This window comes from Pelistega europaea, from assembly GCF_013133775.1.
GTDB lineage: Bacteria > Pseudomonadota > Gammaproteobacteria > Burkholderiales > Burkholderiaceae_B > Taylorella > Taylorella europaea.
Genome location: NZ_JABGBO010000005.1, coordinates 97329 through 117175 on the forward strand (window position 1 = coordinate 97329; position 19847 = coordinate 117175).

A 19847-nucleotide genomic window follows, 5' to 3' on the forward strand; every position below is an offset into this window, starting at 1 on the left:
TTACGGGGATGTATCGTGGAATTCTCAGCAATCATGCTTTATACCGTTATCGGTGCTGTATGTGCTTATTTAATCGGCTCCATTCCTTTTGCTATTGTCACAAGCAAATTGTTTGGTTTGCAGGATCCCCGTCAATTCGGATCTGGTAATCCTGGAGCAACTAATGTTCTACGCAGTGGCAACAAGACAGCAGCAGCCCTTACTCTGGTTGGTGATGCCCTAAAAGGTTGGATTGCTGTATTTATTGCCCAAAAATATACGTCTCTACCTGATGTAGGAATTGCAGTTGTTGCTCTAGCTGTTTTTTTGGGACATATTTATTCAGTTTTTTTAGGTTTTAAAGGGGGCAAAGGTGTTGCCACAGCTATTGGGGTATTAATTGCTCTAGATGCTACACTGGCCTTGTCGTTAGTCGGTATTTGGTTGCTTATGGCGATATTATTCCGTTATTCATCACTTGCCGCCATTGTAGCTGCTTCAGTGGCCCCAATTCTCTACCTCATTATGAATTTGCAAAGTGTGCACTATAGCAATGCTATTTTTATTGCTATCTTATTCATGAGTGCTATGCTTGTGTATAAACATAAAACCAATATTGAAAAGCTACTAAAAGGAACTGAATCTAAGATTGGTGGAAAAAAGAAAGATAAATTGGCCACCCATGTTGCCCCTAGCACCCATGCCAAAGGGCGTAAACATCACAAATAGCCCCCTATTTCGTCAAAAGATTCCTTTTTACAGTTCTTCCAACGGCCACCGTGGACGCACACTGCCATCATAGTGTACATGATGCAAATCACATAAACCTGCTTTGATGCGTTCACTTGCTGCATGAGCAATCATGGCACCATTATCCGTACAAAGATTCAGTGGGGGAAAATACACTGTACCGCCAAGCTTTTTCATTTGAGAGATTAAAAACTCTCTTAGTTGCAGGTTAGCCCCTACACCACCAGCGACAACAAGACGTTTAAGCCCTGTCTGCTTCATTGCTTTTATGGCTTTGAAACCAAGTACATCTACAATTGCAGCTTGCACACTAGCAGCAAGATTGGCTTTTTGAACCTCTGTTAGTTGGCTGTGAAGATGTTCTACTGGACGGCTACCCACCTCACTCGAACAATACGTTTTATCTTCGAGCGTGGGGTGAAGAGGTTCTACCGGACGGCTACCCACCTCACTATTTTCTGTTGAAATAGAAGCCGCCATATTCTCTGCCTCAATTTTGCGAAGAGTAGTTAACACAGCGGTTTTTAACCCACTAAAACTAAAATCTAAATCGGCACTATGCTTCATAGGACGAGGCAATTCATAAACAGAAGCATCCCCTTGTTGGGCTAGTTTAGACAGATAGGGGCCTCCAGGATACGGCAGACCAAGCAGTTTTGCTGACTTATCAAAAGCCTCTCCTGCTGCATCGTCTAGAGTTTCTCCAAGAAGCTCATACTTCCCTACCCCATCTACACGCATAATCTGAGTATGTCCTCCAGAAACCAACAATGCCACAAAAGGAAACTCAGGCACAGGATCCGCTAACATAGGGGAAAGCAGATGCCCCTCAAGGTGGTGAATGGGGATTGTAGGTAGGTTATGGCTCCAAGCAAAAGCCTGTGCCACAGATGCTCCAACCAATAAGGCCCCTGCCAACCCTGGACCTGCTGTATAGGCAACAGCATCAATATCGTCTAAAGTAAGTTGAGTCTGCTCAAGTACTGAATTAATTAAGGGGATGACGCGACGGATATGATCGCGCGAAGCTAGCTCCGGCACTACTCCACCATAAGCCTGATGCATCGCAATCTGACTATGTAGGGCATGACCTAATAATCCCTGCTCTGTATCCACAATAGCAACCCCTGTCTCATCACAGGAGCTCTCAATACCAAGTACCTTCATACCTTTGTCGTGATTTTCAGACAGTTTATGCGACTTTTAGGTGCATAAATCGCCAAAATCCCAAATCCTTTCTCTGCAAGTAATAAAATAGCTATTTTACATCGAAAACTCACAGGGATTGATTATGTTTGAGTCACTTTTTAAACTGAAAGACCATGATACCAATGTTCGTACAGAGCTGCTTGCTGGTCTGACAACATTCCTTACTATGGCGTACATTATCTTTGTTAACCCTAATATTTTAGGGACAACTGGCATGGATTCTGGTGCCGTTTTTGTGGCAACTTGCTTAGCAGCGGCTGTAGGCTCATTTATTATGGCTTTTGTCGCCAACTGGCCTATCGGTATGGCTCCAGGCATGGGTTTAAATGCTTTCTTTGCATTCGCTGTTGTCGGTGCTATGGGCTATACTTGGCAACAAGCATTAGCTGCGGTTTTTGTCTCTGGTGTTATTTTCATCATTTTGACAGTGACTGGCATTCGTCAATGGCTGATTGAGGGGATTCCTGCTTCCTTACGCTCTGCTATTGTCGCTGGTATCGGTTTATTCCTTGCCTTTATTGGCTTACAAAGCTCTGGGCTTGTGGTAGACAATCCTGCTACATTAACCAGTCACGGTGATTTGGGATCTGCCCCTGTATTATTTGCCATTTTGGGCTTCTTTATTATCGTTATCCTAGATGTATTGCATATCAAAGGAGCTATTCTTATCGGCATCTTAGCTGTGACTATTTTATCTGTGATTACTGGTCACTCTACAATGCCTGAACACCTTGTATCGGCACCTCCATCTGTTGCTCCAACCTTTTTACAACTTGATTTAGCAGGTATTTTTGACAAAGGCATTTTCCATGTAGTGCTTGTCTTTGTGCTTGTTGAGATTTTCGATGCCACTGGTACTATGATTGGTGTAGCTAAACGTGCTAACCTCATGCCAGAAGGCAAACCTAATCGCCTAGGTCGTGCACTTTTTGCTGACTCTACAGCGATTTTACTCGGCTCAATTATTGGTACTAGCAGTACCACTGCTTATGTAGAAAGTACTGCTGGGGTTCAAGCAGGTGGTCGTACTGGTCTTACTGCTGTTGTTGTAGGTGTACTCTTCCTAGCTGCCCTATTTTTTGCACCTGTTGCAGGTATTGTGCCAGCTTACGCAACAGCTCCTGCCTTGATTTATGTGGCAATTTTGATGTTGCGTGAGCTAACCTCTATCGACTGGAAAGATATGACAGATGTTGTTCCTGCGGCAGTAACAGTCATCTTTATGCCATTTACTTACTCTATTGCTGAGGGTATCGCTTTTGGCTTTATCAGCTATGTAGTGATTAAGGCTCTCACTGGTCGTTTTAAAGATATTCACCCAGCAACTGTGCTAGTAGCTGCATTGTTTGTATTACGCTTTGCAATCGCTTAATAAACAATACTGTCTGATTAGATAGACATGGACTGATTTGTGAAGCACAGACTGATTTGTGAAGCACAGACTGATTTGTGAAGCACAGTCCCAACTCAAGGCAAGAGTATCTACTCTTGCCTTTTTAATGCTCTCTTATTCACCTGCCCCTATCTTTTAATATTCGCTTTTTCACACTTATCTTGCTTGTTTAATGGTCGCTTATTCACCCTTACTATGCTATGATGAAGCCATTCTAATTTTTCTAGTGAGAGTGTTTATGAGTGTTAAAGAACTCAACGAGAGTAATTTTGCTTCTGTTTTAACCGACGACAATATTGTTATTATTGATTTTTGGGCCCCTTGGTGTGGACCTTGCCGTCAGTTTGCCCCTACTTTTGAAGCGGCCTCAGAAGCACACCCCGACATTGTATTTGCTAAAGTGAATACCGAAGAAGAGCAAGGGTTAGCTGCTTCTTTCCGTATCCGCTCTATTCCCACTTTGATGATTTTCCGTGAAAAAGTGATGTTATTCAATCAAGCAGGTGCCTTACCTGCCTCTGCTTTAGAAGACTTGATTCAACAAGTAAAAGCCCTAGATATGGAAAAAATCCATGCCGATATTGCAGCCCAACAAGCCAACAATACTGCGAGCTAATTGACAGTACCAGGCAGGGAAGAGGATTTTCTCTAGCTATGCCCTGCCTGCATACGACTTTGCATGCGATGTTCCCTCTAGCTATGCCCTGCCTGCATACGACTTTGCATGCGATGTTCCCTCTAGCTATGCCCTGCCTGCGTACGACTTTGCATAGCGATAATTTTCTCCTCTAATGCTTCTGATGTACGCAGTGCAATTAAAAAGGTATTTTTACCCTCTGGACGGTCTACACTTAAGGTAATACTTTGCCCCTCAAATACCTCTGGATCTGCCTTTATATCAATATATTTCTGAATAAGTGCATCAATAGAGGCTTGTGCAGGTGCTAGAAAATCTTCAATGGTTTCTTCCGTCGCCTCTTTAAAGGCCAATTCAATGGTCTTGGACAAGTCCCAGGTAAAAAACATCAACGCATTAGGACCTTTTACATCGGGGTGGTTATATCCCCAGTTATCCGGTTTATTCATAAATGTATCCCTTTATTTTTATAGAATATACACTATATCAAAAATCAATGGCTGCCATCATATATACACTATATCAAAAATCAACGATTGCCACCATATAGGCACAAAGCAAACGAGCGTGGACAGTTCATCTGCTGTGATGTTAGGCTTACTCCTGTTTTTGAGTTAGCTTAGCCAAAGAAGCATACAACCCGTCCTTGGAAAGAAGCTGTTCATGTGTACCTTCTTCAACAATATTACCACTGTCTAGCACCAAAATACGGTCTGCATTCTGAATAGTGGACAGCCGATGGGCAATGACGAATGTTGTTCTACCTTGCATTAATACATCCAACGACTCTTGCACTAGTTTCTCTGACTCATTGTCTAAAGCTGAGGTCGCTTCGTCTAAAATCAAGATAGGAGCATTCTTTAAGAGAGCGCGGGCAATAGCAATACGTTGACGCTGACCACCTGATAACCATGCCCCATTTTCACCAATAGGAGTATCTAATCCTTGCGGTAAACCTTCCACGAAAGCCTTTAGGTTTGCTGCCTCAAGTGCCGCCATGATTTCTTCATGAGTTGCACTGGCACTAGAGCCATAGGCAACATTCTCTGCCAACGTACCATCAAATAAGAACACATGTTGCCCAACCAGTGCAAAATTATGGCGTAGACTCTTTAAGTCATATTCATCAAATGGTACACCATCAAGGTACAACTGACCAGAAGTAGGGTCTAAAAAACGCGGCAACATATTGACCAAGGTAGTCTTACCACTACCTGAACGCCCCACAAAAGCCACTGTTTCCCCAGCATGCACGGTTAAATTTAAATCATTTATTGTATCTGTCTCTGATTCAGGAAAACGAAAACCCACATGCTTAAATTCAATGATTGAATTTGGTTTTACTTCAGCAACACGAGTACCTTTGCTACTTTCTTGAGGAGCATCGATGAGCTTAAACACACTTTCAGTAGCCATCATCATACGTTGTGCTTTACCTGCAATATTGGTAAGACGCTTAACAGGATCAAAAATCTGACCTAATGCAGAAATAAAAGCGATAAACTCTCCCACCGTCAAATTGCCCTGCTCTCCTTGATAAAGTGCCATAGCAATCACTGCCGCAACTGAGAAAGAAATCATCCACTGTGTTAATGGAGACATTGCCGCCTCTGCTGTGGCAATACGCATAGCATGGTGACGCAATGTAGCGTTGACTCGGTCAAATCGCTCATTTTCAATGGTTTCACCGTCATGCATTTTGATGACGCGTTGTCCTTCAATACCCTCTTTGACAATCTTTGTCAATTGTGCATTAACATCAATATTTTGGCGATTCACCTTACGAAGACGACGAGCAAAATAGCGCCCCACCAATACAGAAGGAGGAAATACCAAAATAATGATGAAGGTCAATTTCCAAGATAGCCACAACAACATAAAGAAAATGCCAATCACAATGGTCGACTCTTTGATGATTGTAGTAACCACCTCGGTAGCATAGGCTGTTACCTGAGTAGCATCTACCGTAAAACGATTTAATAATCTTCCGCTATCCCCTTTTTGGAACTCACTATCAGGAAGCAATACCAGACTCTTAAACATGTCTTTGCGCAAAGCCAGTAAGACTTTATTAGCCACCCATGCCATCAAATAGCTCCCACCGAAGTTTGTCAGGCCTCTAATCAGCATAAGAATGACAAGAACAACTGGAATAAACCAGACATAATGTGCTTTAGCCCCTAAAAAACCATCATCAAGTAACGGTTTCATTAAATATGCCATAGCTGGTTGTGTCGCAGAAGACAATAGAATCAATACGAGTGCAGTAATCCAATATATCCAGTACTCTCCAATACGTTTATATAGACGTATCCATAATGTGCGGTCAACGGCTTGTGAACCATCATCAATTTGTTGTTTTTTCTTAAAAATGTTCAATATCGTACTCTCTTTTCTAGCACAAAACTTCTAGAGATATTCATTTTACAATCATGAAAGAGACAGGATTGTATACTCGTTTGCAAAAACTTCTTAGCATTTTAAACGGTTTCCGTTAAAATCGGAATAAAGTGTAGCGTAGATAAAAAATCCTCGCATAATTTTTTTGTATTTTATCCCTATAATGAATCAATCTATCCGCCGTATTTATATCCGTCTTCCCAACTGGATTGGAGACGTATGTATGTCTTTACCCAGTCTAGACGCCGTCTTACAAACAGGCTGCGAAGTGGTTATCTGCGCTAAACCGTGGGCTAAAGATTTACTTAGTGGAGTTCCTGCATTTGACTTTATTGCCTTATCTGGCAAATGGAATGAAGATAGAAAACGTGTCTCTGCTCACCGTGCTACACACCCTACTAATGGCAAGAGTGTGGGATTATTGCTTCCAGACTCTTTAACAAGTGCCCTAACCTTTCGCCTAGCAGGCTTGCCTTGTGCTGGATATCGAGATGATGGACGTAGCTTGTTACTACGCTGGCCTGTGCATAAGCCCTCAACATCATTGCATGCCGTCGAATCTTGGTATTATCTGACACGTACAGCATTACAACACTGGGGGTTTGAAGCTCAGTCTAGTCCAAGTCAAACCTTGCACCTCTCACTGACAGAGGCACATAAAACACAGGCACAGGCAGTTATTGATACGCTGAAGGGACGTCCTTTTGTACTTATTGCCCCTACAGCAACAGGGCTACACAAGGGGCGTAACAAGGTCTGGCCCTATTTTGATGAGCTCACCCGCCATCTACAACAGCAAGGATTACTTGTGGTCATGTCACCTCCTCCCAATGAAAAGGAAATGGCTTTACAAAATGCACCTACAGCCACATTACTCCCTCCTCTTGGTTTGGGAGCTTTTGTTGCCTTGCTTCAACAATCTGCTGCTGTGGTTTGCAATGACTCAGGTGTTTCGCATTTAGCCGCATTAGGGGCACCACATCAATTTACACTGATTGGCGTCACCGACCCTCAACGCACTGGTCCTTGGTCACCTAATGCTACTATTTTGGGCAAGATGAATGCCTGGGCTTCTGTTGATGAGGTCATCACAGCAGTAAAAAACGTTTTATAATTGTTAGCATCTAACGTTTTTATAAAACGTATGGTATAGTTGTTTGTCAATAGTTTCCCTGTTTTCTGACTAGATGAAGAGTTTACTTATTTCACTTATTGTCCCTCTTAACCTCTGTATATTTTTGGTCATAGTGGGAGCAGTGTTAGCGTTACTCAGAAGAAAACGCCTTGCATTGCTTAGCATTATCAGTGGTGTAGCTTGGACTTTTATCTGGTCCTTGCCAATGACCTCCTATATTGCAGGAGGCTATCTTGAAAACCGTTATCCTCACATCCCTCCTGCCGAGATGCCTACAGCACAAGCCATCGTAGTCTTTGGAGGTAGCACAGCCAACAACCGAGCCAACTGGTTTGAGCCTTATACCAAAGAGACTCGTCATGCCCGTATTGATACCGCAGATGATTTGTTTTTTATGCACAAGGCTCCTCTTATTATTGTCTCAGGAGCCGCTTTAGAGGGAGAGGTTAGTGAAGCCAAAGGGATGTCTGCTCAACTCCAAAATCGAGGTATCCCCAAGGAAAACATCATAACGGAAAGCCAAAGCACTACCACTCGTGAAAATGCTTTTTATGTTGACAAAATTCTTAAACAAAAAGGAATCACTGATGTTTTACTTGTGACTTCTGCATTGCATATGCCTCGCTCTATGGCTGTCATGCAAAAGCTAGGTTATCACCCTATTGCGGCAGCAAACCCACCTCAAATAGTTATTCCCGACAATATTCAACCCTATCTTCCTGATGATAGAGCCTTAGAGGCAAGTCGTTCTATTATCAAAGAATACATAGGGCTTTTAACCTACTATTTGCGTGGTTGGATTTAATCTTTAGTGGTATTCCACCTCATAATTGATTTGTTTGTCGTGTAACTGTTTAAACAAATCGGGGGCCATTCGCACACGCCACTCCTCACCCAAATGCAAATCGCATTGAAACTGGTTTTCTACAGATAATCCCACCTTAACCCATACACCAGGCACTCCATTCTCTGGCTCAGCTCTAAAAGGATTCAATGCCTGTTTTAATACAATAGGACTATGTTTTTCTGTTATTGATAAGTATAGGTGACGTGCTTTTATCTCACGAGCTGACTGTAAGTCGTGCAACACCTCTGCTGTCAAACGCAAAGTTCCATTAAAACGATTCACTCTGGCACGCACTTGTGCAATTAATAAATTATCAGTCTGCACAAGATGGCGGTATTGTTGGTAAACCTCTTCAGTACACATAATCTCTAACTGAGCACTGCCATCATCCAACAAGAGGAAAAATAATCGCCCTGCATCCTGCCCTTCATTTTTGGTTGTAAAACTTCGTACACCCAACAATACCCCAGCAATCCATTGCAAATCCTTGGATTCAGTGATTTTAGCTAAAGTCGTTGGAATAAAGCGTCTCACCTCATCGCGCCATACATCAAAGAGATGGTGACTATAGTAAAAACCTAGGGCTTGTTTTTCTTCTATCAAGGAAGTATGTAAATCCCAAGGAGGAATTTTTGCCATTTCAGTATTGATTAGCTCGCCTGCATCATCACCAAATAGTGAAAACTGATTGGCATTTTCGTCGGCCTGATCAGCGGCTTCGATTGCTTGATCTATACATGCCAATAATGCGGCACGGTTGGAACTAATACTATCAAATGCACCGGCCTTGATTAAGGCCTCTATTGAACGACGGTTAACCGTGTGTCGGTCAACACGACGGCAAAAATCATAGAAATCTTTAAATGCTCCACCCTCTTCACGTGCCTTAACAATATTTTCAACTGCTGACTGCCCCGTACCTTTCACAGCACCCAGCCCATAACGCATGGTTTTAGGGGGTAAACCTTTGGCACTATATTCATCCAATACTGGCTCAAAACGATAAACCGATTGGTTAATATCAGGAGGCAGTACAGTGATACCATTGTCCAGTGCATCTCGCCAGAAAACCTGTACTTTATCGGTATCATCCATATCGGAGGAAATCGTCGCAGCAATAAACTCAGCAGGATGATATGCCTTTAGCCAAGCAGTTTGATAAGCAATAAGTGCATAGGCAGCGGAGTGACTCTTGTTAAAACCATAACCGGCAAATTTTTCCATCAGGTCAAACAAACGCACAGCCAAGTCTGCATCGTAGCCTTTTTCTATCGCCCCTTTTTGGAAAATATCACGATGTTTTGCCATCTCCTCGGGTTTTTTCTTACCCATCGCACGACGTAGCAAGTCTGCACCACCCAAAGAATAGCCACCGATAATCTGCGAAATCAGCATTACCTGCTCTTGATAGACGATAACCCCATAAGTACTTGATAAGGTCGATGTCAAATCAGGGTGGAAATAATCCACTTCAGCACGCCCATGTTTTCGATTAACAAAATCATCCACCATGCCAGACTCTAATGGACCAGGACGATACAATGCTAATACCGCAATAATATCCTCAAAATTACTAGGTAATAATTTGCGTAAAAGCTCTTTCATGCCACGAGACTCCAGCTGAAATACCGCTGTCGTATTCCCCTCGCATAGCAATTTAAAGGCTGCGGCATCATCTAGTGGCAGACTCATTAATTCAAAGTCTTTTTGTGCTTCGTTAAACCGTCTGACATAGCGTACTGCCCAATCCAAAATAGTCAAGTTACGCAAGCCCAAAAAGTCAAACTTCACCAAGCCCGCTTCCTCAATGTCCCCTTTATCATACTGGGACACCACAGAAGTACTGCCTGGCTGGCAATACAAAGGGCAAAAATCCGTTAATTTACCAGGAGCAATGAGTACACCCCCCGCATGCATACCAATACTACGAGTTAATCCCTCTAGTGGTTTAGCAATATCGACAATCGCTCTCACTTCCTCATCTTCTTCATAGCGACGTCTAAAATCTGGCTCTTCGGAAAGTGCTTTTTCAAGCGACCAAGGATTGGCAGGGTCAAAAGGAATGAGTTTAGATAACCCATCGCAAAGACTATAGGGCATTTCTAGTACACGCCCCACATCGCGAATCACCGCTTTGGCTCCCAAGGTACCAAAAGTGGCAATCTGGCTCACCGCATCACGTCCGTATTTATCTTTAACGTATTCAATTACTTTCTCGCGGTTATCCTGACAAAAGTCCACATCAAAGTCAGGCATAGAGACACGTTCTGGGTTCAAAAAACGCTCAAAAAGCAGGTCATAACGTAATGGGTCCAGGTCGGTAATTCCCAAGGCAAAAGCCACCAAAGAGCCTGCACCTGAGCCACGCCCTGGTCCGACAGGCACACCATTGTTTTTACCCCAGTTAATAAAGTCCTGCACGATAAGAAAGTAGCCCGGAAAGCCCATAGAAATAATGGTTTTACACTCCCTATCCAACCGCTCTTGGTAGGTCGGATATTGTTTGGCACGCTCTTTATCATCTGGATAAAGCTGCTTCATACGCCTCATCAAGCCTTCTTGTGCTAGATGGGTCATATAATCATCCAGTGAAATACCATCAGGCGTTGGGAAGATAGGCAACTGCGGACGACCTAGCTCAATCTCTACATTACAACGCTTGGCGATTTCAACAGTATTTTGAATGGCAGAAGGAATATCAGCAAATAATGCCAACATTTCCTGTGTTGATTTCATATATTGCTGCTCAGTAAAACGGTGAGCCCGTGAAGCATCTGCCAAAATATCCCCAGAAGCAATACATGTCCGTGCTTCATGGGTCATAAAGTCATCTGCAGCAATGAACTGGATTGGGTGAGTTGCTACGACAGGCAGTTGAAGTTGTTGGGCAATATTAATTACATGACGAATATAATTTTCCTCACCCTCAAAGCCTGCTCGTTGTAACTCTAGATAGAATGCATTGGGAAAGCGTGTTTGCCAGTCTTTAGCCAGAGCCAATGCCTGTGAATCATTACCAACTTGAATAGCACGCCCTATATCTCCCATCAAAGCACCCGATAAGGCTATCAACCCCTCGGTATCGACTAGCCACTCTTTGCGAATTTCTGCTCTATCGTAAAATGGATTCTCTAGCCACGCCTTGGAGATAATTTCGCAAAGTCTTAGATAACCTTGATGGTTGCGTGCAATTAACAGGCAACGATAAGGCTTGGTTCGATCTTCATCATTTGTAATCCATAAATCACAAGCAATGATGGGCTTAATGCCTGCTTTGCGAGCCCCTTTGTAAAACTTAATTTGACCGAACATATTGCCAAGATCAGAAAGTCCTAGGGCAGGTTGTCCAAACTTCTTGGCAGTTTTAATCAATTCATCTATACGTGCAATGCCATCTACGACAGAGAACTCAGAGTGACTACGAAGATGAACGAATTGCGGTGCTGTGGTCATAGGTGCTTAGTGCTATTATCAAAAGCACCATTATACCGCATTCTCATTGCCCTCTTCTTGCTCCGACAATGGAGCAAACACAAAGAAAAGACTGGCATAGACCATATAAAAAAAAGAGCTACGAAACACTTAACCATACCTTTTGCAGACGCTTCACCGATACAGGCATTGGCGTGCGAAGCTCTTGTGCAAACAAAGCCACGCGAAGCTCTTGCAACAGCCATCGGAAATCCTCTAAATGCTTATCTTCACGTCCTTTTAATTGAGAAAATGCACGCTGATAATTCACTACCAAAGGTGCCATATCCGCCATTAATTTGGCATCCCGTGCAGGATCTTTTTGCAATTTCTCTGCTCGTACAAAATCAGCTTTAAGATAGCGCACAAAATGGCTTAAATGTTCATAATCATGGTCCAACAAAAACCGTTTTGTCATCAACTGACTTTGGTTACTCATCATATCTTGATAAGCATTTTTATGTGCCTTGATTGCTCCCATTTTTTTCTGAGTCTGCTGCCATTGCTCTAAAATCTGTAATGCCAGACGTGCCACTTCATTAACGAGCAAACCTAATTTTTCCTTAGCTGCTTCTTTACGTTGTTCAAAAGTGGCCTTGTTATGGGGTAAAGGCTCCATCAAAGCCGCTTGTATCAAGGCTCTATCAATGATTTGATGGAGTAAATCTTCTTGTGTCCCCAATGGCATATAAAGCATGCTCATTTTGGTTAAATCGCGAATATTCTTTTGCCAATATTTAATCTGTTCTTTAAATGCCAGCTTGAATAGTCGTAGCAAACCTTGTTTATGTTGTTGTTGTGCCTGTTCTAATTCATCAAAAACATCAATGGCACAATGCGTTCCCTCATCAACCAAGGCTGGATAGCCGATAACCGATTGATTTTTCCGTTTAATTTCTAAAATTTCTGGTAACTCACCAAAATCCCAATCTGTAATATTATCTGTGCTAGTTAAATGGGAAACCTGCTGCTCTGCCACTTTTTGAAAGCTCTCTTGGACTTGTTCTGCATGTTCAGCTTTTAGCAGTCCAAGATTACGACTTGCTGATAGCATGCGACCATGCTCATCCACCACTTTAAAAATCATAAACATATGCGCAGGCAATGTCTCTAGCTTAAAGTCCTCTTCCTTGACTCGCGTCTGGGTATGTTCCCAAATATCATCTATCAACGCTTGCAGTAAAGGTTGGTTAGGTCTAGAAAGTAAATGTTCATGTCGCAGGTAAAAATCACGGGCATACTCAGGCAATGGCACGCAATGACGACGTAATTTCTGCGGCAATGATTTCAACAATAACTGGACTTTCTCGCGAAGCATGCCCGGCACAAGCCATTGTGGAGCAATGGCATCGATTTGGCGTAGAGCATAAACAGGTATCGTCATAGTAACCCCATCTTTGGGGGAACCTGGTTCAAAATGGTAATCTAGTGGTAAGTCCAAACCATCCCAAGTAAACTTCTTGGGAAACACATTGGTGGTCACTCCAGCCGCTTCATGACGCATTAAATCTTTTTTATCTAGGATAAGTGACTGCTGTTGCTCTGTCGACAACCCCTTATACCAAGACTCTAGCGTAGCTGTTTGGTAAATATCCTTACTAATATGCTGATCATAAAACGCATAAATCAGCTCCTCATCTACTAAAATATCTGGACGGCGAGTACGATGCTCTAAACGTTCAATTTCCTCAATTAAACGTCGATTTTTCACAATAAAAGGTAGCTGGCTATCTATATCCCCAGGTACTAAAGCCTCACGTATAAATACTTCACGAGCTACAGTAGGATTGATACGCCCATAATGCACTTTACGTCCTTGGTAAATCTGCACTCCATATAAAGCGGCTCGCTCATTGGCTTGTACTTGTCCACGCTGGCGGTTCCACTGTGGATCGGACCATTGTTTTTTCAGCAAATGTGAGGCTAATTGCTCAATCCACTGTGGCTCAATTTTGGCAATAGTTCGTGCAAATAGACGCGAAGTTTCTACCAGCTCCCCTGCCATAATCCACTTACCTGCTTTTTTCGCCAATGTTGAGCTTGGGTGAATAACAAAACGAATATCTCTTGCACCTTGATAGACCTGGTTATCTTGCTCGCTTTTCAGACCTATGCTCCCAAGTAGACCACTTAATAATGCCTTGTGTATTTGTTCATAAGTGGCATCTGTTTGATTAATATGCCAACCTTTTTCTGCAATCAGGGTCAGTAATTGTGCGTGAATATCATGCCATTCACGCAAGCGTATTGGCGAAAGAAATTCCTTGCGCAACCCTGCGACAAGTTTACGTTGAGACTCTTTATGGGCGACTTTATCGTGGTACCAGTCCCATAATTTCAGATAGGAAATAAATTCTGATTTCTCATCCTTAAACTTTGCATGAGCTTGTGTACTTTGCTCTTTGGCATCAAAGGGGCGTTCACGAGGATCCTGTACTGATAAAGCCGCAGCAATCACCAGTACTTCACGCAGACTGTTCTGCTCTTTCCCTGCCAAAATCATGCGAGCAATTTTAGGATCCAGTGGCAACTCTGCCAAAACATGTCCAACTGCCGTCAAGCGATTGTGCTCATTTAATGCGCCTAATTCATGCAAGATATGATAACCATCAGCAATCGCCTTGCCTGTAGGACTATCGACAAAAGGAAACTTTTCAATGTCATGCAGACGCAGCGCCTTCATGCGCAAAATAACCGAGGCCAACGATGAGCGTAAAATTTCTGGGTCACTAAAAGCAGGTCGACGTTTGAAATCCAATTCATCATATAGACGGATACAAACCCCTGCCCCAATACGACCGCATCGCCCCGAACGCTGATTAGCTGAGGCTTGACTAATTTTCTCTATTTGGAGCTGCTCAACCTTGTTACGCCAGGAGTAACGTTTCACTCTAGCCAAACCACTATCAATCACAAAACGAATCCCCGGAACTGTGAGAGAGGTTTCAGCAACGTTAGTAGCTAAAATAACACGACGCAAATTGGTTGATGGGTGAAAGATACGCTCTTGCTCAGCCTGCGACATACGGGCAAATAAGGGTAAAACCTCCATACCACCAGACACTTTATGCTTACGCAGTGCCTCTGCCGCTTCTCGAATCTCTCGCTCACCTGGCAAAAATACCAAAATGTCTCCCTGCCCTATGTAGCTACATTCATCCACAGCATCCGTAATGGCATTGATTAAATCTTTTTCTTCATCCCGCTCTAAACGGTCAGCAGAACGTTGTTCAGCATGAGCCTGAGGTGAAGGACGAGAAGGTAAAGAATCATCATCAGTATCCTCATCAATAGACTCATAAGAATTACCTGAACCTATAGGACGATAACGTACCTCAACAGGATAAAGTCGCCCCGATACTTCAATTACAGGAGCAGCTTTGCCCTGAGTATCGGCAAAATGCTGAGCAAACCGATCTGCATCAATGGTAGCAGAGGTAATAATCAGTTTTAAATCAGGGCGTTTACGCAGAATATTTTTGAGTAAGCCCAATAAAAAATCAATATTTAAGCTACGTTCATGGGCTTCGTCGATGATAATCGTATCATACTTACGCAACAGGCGATCATGCTGTGTTTCAGCCAACAAAATACCATCTGTCATCAGTTTAATGGCTGCATTGGGACCTGTTTTATCATTAAAACGTACCTGATACCCTACCCAATCTCCAATATCTGTTTTAAGCTCTTGAGCAATCCGCTTGGCTACAGAAACAGCAGCAATACGGCGGGGCTGAGTATGTCCAATTAGACCTGCTTGACCTCGTCCTAGCTCTAAACAGATTTTAGGTAGCTGGGTTGTTTTACCAGACCCTGTTTCACCACAAATAATAACTACTTGATGCTGTGTAATTGCTTGTGCAATTTCCTCTCGCTTACTGCTAACAGGCAATTCATCATCATAAGTAATCAATGGTAAGGGTCTTGGTGGATTTTTTTGTAAATTTTGATGACTAACCATGGGAATAGCTTAATTTTTCAACAGTCCAACATTATAATTTCGTTAATTTTCTATGACCAGTTTTTTTGTCCTCATCGATATTTTTTAGGAGTTGCATTTTTCAATGAGTACCGAAGTTGAAACCGTATCTGCTTCCGAAGCCCCCGAATATGCCCCAGCACAGTTTGTACGTTGGTTCCGCGAGGTAGCCCCCTATGTGCATACCATGCGAGGCAAAACCTTTGTTATTGGGTTTGGTGGTGATTTAGTCCAAGAAGGCAAGCTCAATGCACTTGTGCAGGACTTATCTTTACTAACCGCATTAGGTGTACGATTGGTGTTGGTTTTTGGCTCTCGACCCCAGGTCAATGAGCAACTTCGTCTCAAAGGTTATGATTTTCAGTTTGGTCTAGGTATTGAACCAACTTCTGCTGTTGCTCTCGAATGCTGCAAGGAAGCCGCAGGAGAGATTCGTTGGGATATTGAGGCAGCATTTAGCCAAGGTTTACCCAATACCCCTATGTCCAACTCCCATATTCACGTCGTATCGGGTAACTTTGTCACTGCACAACCTGCTGGCATCATTGATGGCGTAGACTATAGACACACAGGTAAAGTACGTAAATTTGATACAGAGTCGATTAACCGTGCCATGGCATTAGGTGCGGTGGTACTACTTGGCCCCATCGGTTTTTCTCCTACAGGAGAGGCTTTTAATATCGCCATGGAAGACCTAGCAACCAATACGGCTATAGCTCTTAAGGCCGACAAACTGATTTTCATCAATAAAGCTACCCTATTGCGTGACAGTAATGGGGAAATTGTGACCGAAATTGCTCGTGCAGATGTCGATACCTTACTTGCCTCTGATAATAGCTTAGATGAGGAATTTCGTAATTTTCTCCGTCATGCCTCTCGTGCTGTACGTCGTGGCGTAAAACGGGCTCATATTATTCCTCACGACTTAGATGGTAGTATTTTATTAGAGTATTTTACCCATGATGGTGTAGGTACTATGGTGGTTGAAGATACCCTAGATGACTTACGCCCTGCCACTGTCGATGATATTGGTGCGATTGTCAGCCTAATTGAGCCATTAGAGGCTGATGGTACACTAGTGCCTCGCGGTCGTCATATTATTGAGCGTGATGTGGATAAGTTCACCGTGCTAGAGCATGATGGTATTATCTATGGCTGCGTGTCTCTCATGCCCTATCCCGAAGAGAAAATGGCAGAGATGGCCTGTCTTATTGTCCACCCTGACTGGCAAAGTACAGGCGAAGGTGAAATTTTGCTACGCCATACAGAGAGCAAAGCACGTGCATTAGGTTTTAAAAAGCTATTTGTACTAACCACACGCACCTCTCACTGGTTCATCAAACGAGGCTTTGTTCAAGGAAGCATCAGTGACTTGCCTGCAGAAAAACAAATGAATTACAATCGTGCTAGAAATAGCTTAATTTTTATTAAGAAACTTTAAAAGGAATCCCTATGACTCGCATGGTGTATTGTGTAAAACTCAAAAAAGAAGCCCCTGGTTTAGCCGCTCCTCCTTATCCTGGTGAACTCGGTGTGAAAATTTACAAAAACATCTCTATGGAGGCTTGGCAAGGCTGGATGGATGTCCAAACCCGTCTTGTCAATGAAAATCGTCTTAATCTTGCGGATGCTCGTGCACGTAAATATGTGAAGCAACAGATGGAAAACTATCTATTTGAAGGTCACGATATTGAAGCCCAAGGTTATGTACCCCCTAGTGCTTAATTCGTATTAATGCTTAAACAAAAGGACGAATGCCTCGTCGGTATTCGTCCTTTTTTTATGCTTGAAAAGCCGTTATTAGTGATTAAAAAGACTTAATCATTAAAGAGTTAATGGTTACAGCTTAATGATTAAAAAGGCTTAGTGCTTAAAGACTTCCCTCTCTAGCCACTTTCTCTGCTTTTTTCACCCCTTTATGACGTACATCTTCACCTTGGACAAGATAAATAATACGTTCAGCCATATTCTTGGCATGATCACCGATACGCTCTAATGAGCGTGCGATAAAAATTAAATCAATTGCTTCTGATGTATGTCGAGGATCCTCAATCATATAACTACTCAAGGTACGTAACAGGGACTTCCACTCTTTGTCCACCTGCTTATCTGCCCTCACTACTTCTGCAGCAACTACTGCATCATTACGAGCAAAAGCATCTAGTAACTTATTCAACATAGAAAGAACTAGTGTACCAATATGACGCATCTCAACAAGTGGCTCATAGTGTGAGTGTGTCTCATGCAGGCGACGTGCCATCTTGGCTACTTTTTCTGCTTCATCTCCCGAACGCTCCATATCCGTCAGCATTTTAAGAGCAGCAAAAAGAAGCCTCAAGTCTACCGCTGTTGGTTGTTGACGTGCAATCACCTCTACGATATATCCGTCAAGCTCAACTTCTAGTTCATTGACCTGTTTCTCTTGATCAAGAATTTGGGCAATTTTCTCTGCATCTCCAGTTTCTATTACTTCTACCGACCCTGTCAGCATGGCATGCACAACGCCCCCCATACGCAACATGGTAGAGCGGATAGTTTCTAGGTCATTTTCGTAGCGTTTGCTGGTATGTTCAATCATATGGCACCCTTAAAAAAGAATGTCTGCATTGTAAAGGGAGTTTGTGACGGAAATATGACACTGTCACTATTTAACACTTCACCCCATAGGATAGATATAGTGCCATCACATTGCCTAAACACCTTTATACAAACAAGCCCTTGAGATATTTTCGATAACCAAGGCATAAGCAATGGTTAGTCCGTTTTAAAGGTTATAAAGTTTTTACCCCATCTTGGGTAGCAATCAACGCCACTGTTGCTGGGGATAAGGCAAAGAAACCGCAACACACCACGCCAGGAATATTGTTAATCCTTTGTTCTAGCTCTCGTGCATCTTTAACACTAAAACCAGCCACATCAATAATAGGATTGCCATTGTCTGTAATAAAACCCTCGCGAATATGTGCAACCCCACCTAGTTTACTCATAGCCCGTGATACACTGGCTACAGCCATAGGAAGTACTTCAATGGGTAATTTAAAAGCCCCTAGGGCATCCACTACCTTAGACTCATCAGCAATGCAGACAAAACGCTCTGCGACAGAGGCAACAATTTTTTCACGTGTTAAAGCACCGCCACCACCTTTAAGCATCTGACGCAATGCATTAATTTCGTCAGCACCATCGACATAAACAGGCATAGACTCTACATCATTCAAATCCAGCACTTGAATACCATGCTTGGCTAGACGTTGAGCACTACGTTCAGAACTAGCTGCAGCGGCACGAAATAAATGTTTATACTGGGCTAACTCATCAATAAACAAATCAGCGGTAGACCCCGTACCCACACCCACAACATCATTGGCTTGAAGTAAAGGTAAAATATATTCTACAGCAGCTTGAGCCACTTGTTGTTTAAGTTCTTGTTGAGAGATAGCCATTTTTAGTCCTCATAATTATGCATAGCTAGATTGTAGCCTAATCTATCAACTATAGACTACGATTTAATCCATATCCTTTATAAACAACAGTCAATATTTATTCTGCAAATATGTCTTGTAACGTCACTAAAACAAAGTATAAGGTACTGTCCTCACTACGCCCCAAGTGTTTCACCAACTATGTCTTATCCACAGCACACAATAGTTATAACAATAAGCTATTTTTTCAACTTTTGATAATCTGCCTCTACAAACCCCACCAGCAACAGCTTATCGCTTTCTAATAATGGACGCTTCATGAGGGAGGGATTTGCTTGTACTAAGGCAATTAAATCAGCCTCTGCTGTAAGCTCCTTTTGCTCATCTGTCAAACTACGCCACGTTTGCGATTTTTTATTAATCAACTTATCCCAGCCGAGTTGTAAAGACCATGATTGTAATTGTGCAGCACTAGGAGGCATTTGACGCACATCTTGAAACTCAAAAGCAATACCGTTGGCCTCCAACCACTTTTGTGCTTTTACACAAGTGCTGCAGTTTTTTAAACCAAATACTTTCATATTATCCTCTTCTTGATATGCAATTCCTGCCCTATCCTGATAAG

General features: G+C 42.7%; 15 protein-coding genes. 7 read left to right on the forward strand and 8 right to left on the reverse strand.

The window, feature by feature from the left end:
* Positions 1-33 precede the first annotated feature (33 nt).
* Complete coding sequence (plsY, locus tag HKX40_RS05805; protein ID WP_171588718.1) at positions 34-708, forward strand: glycerol-3-phosphate 1-O-acyltransferase PlsY; 675 nt, start codon at positions 34-36, stop codon at positions 706-708.
* Positions 709-735: 27 nt separating this feature from the next.
* On the opposite strand, the gene tsaD is transcribed toward plsY, so the two are convergent.
* Positions 736-1896 (reverse strand): tRNA (adenosine(37)-N6)-threonylcarbamoyltransferase complex transferase subunit TsaD, encoded by a 1161-nt coding sequence (gene tsaD / locus HKX40_RS05810; RefSeq protein ID WP_171588626.1) that lies wholly within the window; start codon positions 1894-1896, stop codon positions 736-738.
* 124 nt (positions 1897-2020) lie between these two features.
* Between tsaD and HKX40_RS05815 the strand changes: the two genes are divergently transcribed.
* Both HKX40_RS05815 and trxA read left to right on the forward strand, forming a co-directional pair.
* On the forward strand, positions 2021-3310 hold the full coding sequence (locus tag HKX40_RS05815) for an NCS2 family permease (RefSeq protein ID WP_171588627.1): 1290 nt from the start codon (positions 2021-2023) through the stop codon (positions 3308-3310).
* 259 nt (positions 3311-3569) lie between these two features.
* The gene (gene trxA / locus HKX40_RS05820) at positions 3570-3947 is read left to right on the forward strand and encodes a thioredoxin (protein WP_171588628.1); all 378 of its coding nucleotides are present in this window, start codon (positions 3570-3572) and stop codon (positions 3945-3947) included.
* Between the two features lie 122 nt (positions 3948-4069).
* Here trxA and HKX40_RS05825 read toward each other — a convergent pair whose 3' ends face one another.
* Together HKX40_RS05825 and msbA are read right to left on the reverse strand one after the other, a co-directional pair.
* On the reverse strand, positions 4070-4417 hold the full coding sequence (locus HKX40_RS05825; protein WP_171588629.1) for a hypothetical protein: 348 nt from the start codon (positions 4415-4417) through the stop codon (positions 4070-4072).
* Between the two features lie 148 nt (positions 4418-4565).
* Positions 4566-6347 (reverse strand): lipid A export permease/ATP-binding protein MsbA, encoded by a 1782-nt coding sequence (gene msbA, locus HKX40_RS05830; protein ID WP_171588630.1) that lies wholly within the window; start codon positions 6345-6347, stop codon positions 4566-4568.
* 184 nt (positions 6348-6531) lie between these two features.
* On the opposite strand from msbA, the gene HKX40_RS05835 reads away from it, so the two are divergent.
* Positions 6532-7482: a glycosyltransferase family 9 protein gene (locus tag HKX40_RS05835; RefSeq protein ID WP_171588631.1), complete on the forward strand. Its 951-nt coding sequence runs from the start codon at positions 6532-6534 to the stop codon at positions 7480-7482.
* A 73-nt stretch (positions 7483-7555) separates the two neighbouring features.
* On the forward strand, positions 7556-8308 hold the full coding sequence (locus HKX40_RS05840; RefSeq protein WP_171588632.1) for a YdcF family protein: 753 nt from the start codon (positions 7556-7558) through the stop codon (positions 8306-8308).
* 3 nt (positions 8309-8311) lie between these two features.
* On the opposite strand, the gene dnaE is transcribed toward HKX40_RS05840, so the two are convergent.
* A complete protein-coding gene (gene dnaE, locus HKX40_RS05845; RefSeq protein WP_171588633.1) occupies positions 8312-11803 on the reverse strand; it encodes a DNA polymerase III subunit alpha in 3492 nt (1163 codons plus the stop codon).
* Between the two features lie 118 nt (positions 11804-11921).
* Positions 11922-15782 (reverse strand): ATP-dependent RNA helicase HrpA, encoded by a 3861-nt coding sequence (gene hrpA / locus HKX40_RS05850; protein WP_171588634.1) that lies wholly within the window; start codon positions 15780-15782, stop codon positions 11922-11924.
* 103 nt (positions 15783-15885) lie between these two features.
* Between hrpA and argA the strand changes: the two genes are divergently transcribed.
* Together argA and HKX40_RS05860 are read left to right on the forward strand one after the other, a co-directional pair.
* On the forward strand, positions 15886-17241 hold the full coding sequence (gene argA / locus HKX40_RS05855) for an amino-acid N-acetyltransferase (RefSeq protein WP_171588635.1): 1356 nt from the start codon (positions 15886-15888) through the stop codon (positions 17239-17241).
* Between the two features lie 11 nt (positions 17242-17252).
* On the forward strand, positions 17253-17525 hold the full coding sequence (locus HKX40_RS05860) for an oxidative damage protection protein (protein ID WP_171588636.1): 273 nt from the start codon (positions 17253-17255) through the stop codon (positions 17523-17525).
* 145 nt (positions 17526-17670) lie between these two features.
* Here the strand turns inward: HKX40_RS05860 and phoU are convergent, their stop codons facing one another.
* The 3 genes from phoU to HKX40_RS05875 all read right to left on the reverse strand — a co-directional run bounded on the left by phoU (position 17671) and on the right by HKX40_RS05875 (position 19803).
* The gene (gene phoU, locus HKX40_RS05865) at positions 17671-18378 is read right to left on the reverse strand and encodes a phosphate signaling complex protein PhoU (protein WP_171588637.1); all 708 of its coding nucleotides are present in this window, start codon (positions 18376-18378) and stop codon (positions 17671-17673) included.
* Between the two features lie 193 nt (positions 18379-18571).
* Entirely contained in the window at positions 18572-19243 is a 672-nt protein-coding gene (gene rpiA, locus HKX40_RS05870) for a ribose-5-phosphate isomerase RpiA (protein ID WP_171588638.1), read from the reverse strand.
* A 218-nt stretch (positions 19244-19461) separates the two neighbouring features.
* On the reverse strand, positions 19462-19803 hold the full coding sequence (locus tag HKX40_RS05875; protein ID WP_171588639.1) for a Spx/MgsR family RNA polymerase-binding regulatory protein: 342 nt from the start codon (positions 19801-19803) through the stop codon (positions 19462-19464).
* Positions 19804-19847 lie beyond the last annotated feature (44 nt).

What these genes read in the sequence shown, in the direction of transcription:
- plsY (WP_171588718.1), top strand. Translation starts at nt 34, where the DNA reads ATGCTTTATACCGTTATCGGTGCTGTATGTGCTTATTTAATCGGCTCC.
- tsaD (WP_171588626.1), bottom strand. Translation starts at nt 1,896, where the DNA reads ATGAAGGTACTTGGTATTGAGAGCTCCTGTGATGAGACAGGGGTTGCT.
- HKX40_RS05815 (WP_171588627.1), top strand. Translation starts at nt 2,021, where the DNA reads ATGTTTGAGTCACTTTTTAAACTGAAAGACCATGATACCAATGTTCGT.
- trxA (WP_171588628.1), top strand. Translation starts at nt 3,570, where the DNA reads ATGAGTGTTAAAGAACTCAACGAGAGTAATTTTGCTTCTGTTTTAACC.
- HKX40_RS05825 (WP_171588629.1), bottom strand. Translation starts at nt 4,417, where the DNA reads ATGAATAAACCGGATAACTGGGGATATAACCACCCCGATGTAAAAGGT.
- HKX40_RS05835 (WP_171588631.1), top strand. Translation starts at nt 6,532, where the DNA reads ATGAATCAATCTATCCGCCGTATTTATATCCGTCTTCCCAACTGGATT.
- HKX40_RS05840 (WP_171588632.1), top strand. Translation starts at nt 7,556, where the DNA reads ATGAAGAGTTTACTTATTTCACTTATTGTCCCTCTTAACCTCTGTATA.
- dnaE (WP_171588633.1), bottom strand. Translation starts at nt 11,803, where the DNA reads ATGACCACAGCACCGCAATTCGTTCATCTTCGTAGTCACTCTGAGTTC.
- hrpA (WP_171588634.1), bottom strand. Translation starts at nt 15,782, where the DNA reads ATGGTTAGTCATCAAAATTTACAAAAAAATCCACCAAGACCCTTACCA.
- argA (WP_171588635.1), top strand. Translation starts at nt 15,886, where the DNA reads ATGAGTACCGAAGTTGAAACCGTATCTGCTTCCGAAGCCCCCGAATAT.
- HKX40_RS05860 (WP_171588636.1), top strand. Translation starts at nt 17,253, where the DNA reads ATGACTCGCATGGTGTATTGTGTAAAACTCAAAAAAGAAGCCCCTGGT.
- phoU (WP_171588637.1), bottom strand. Translation starts at nt 18,378, where the DNA reads ATGATTGAACATACCAGCAAACGCTACGAAAATGACCTAGAAACTATC.
- rpiA (WP_171588638.1), bottom strand. Translation starts at nt 19,243, where the DNA reads ATGGCTATCTCTCAACAAGAACTTAAACAACAAGTGGCTCAAGCTGCT.
- HKX40_RS05875 (WP_171588639.1), bottom strand. Translation starts at nt 19,803, where the DNA reads ATGAAAGTATTTGGTTTAAAAAACTGCAGCACTTGTGTAAAAGCACAA.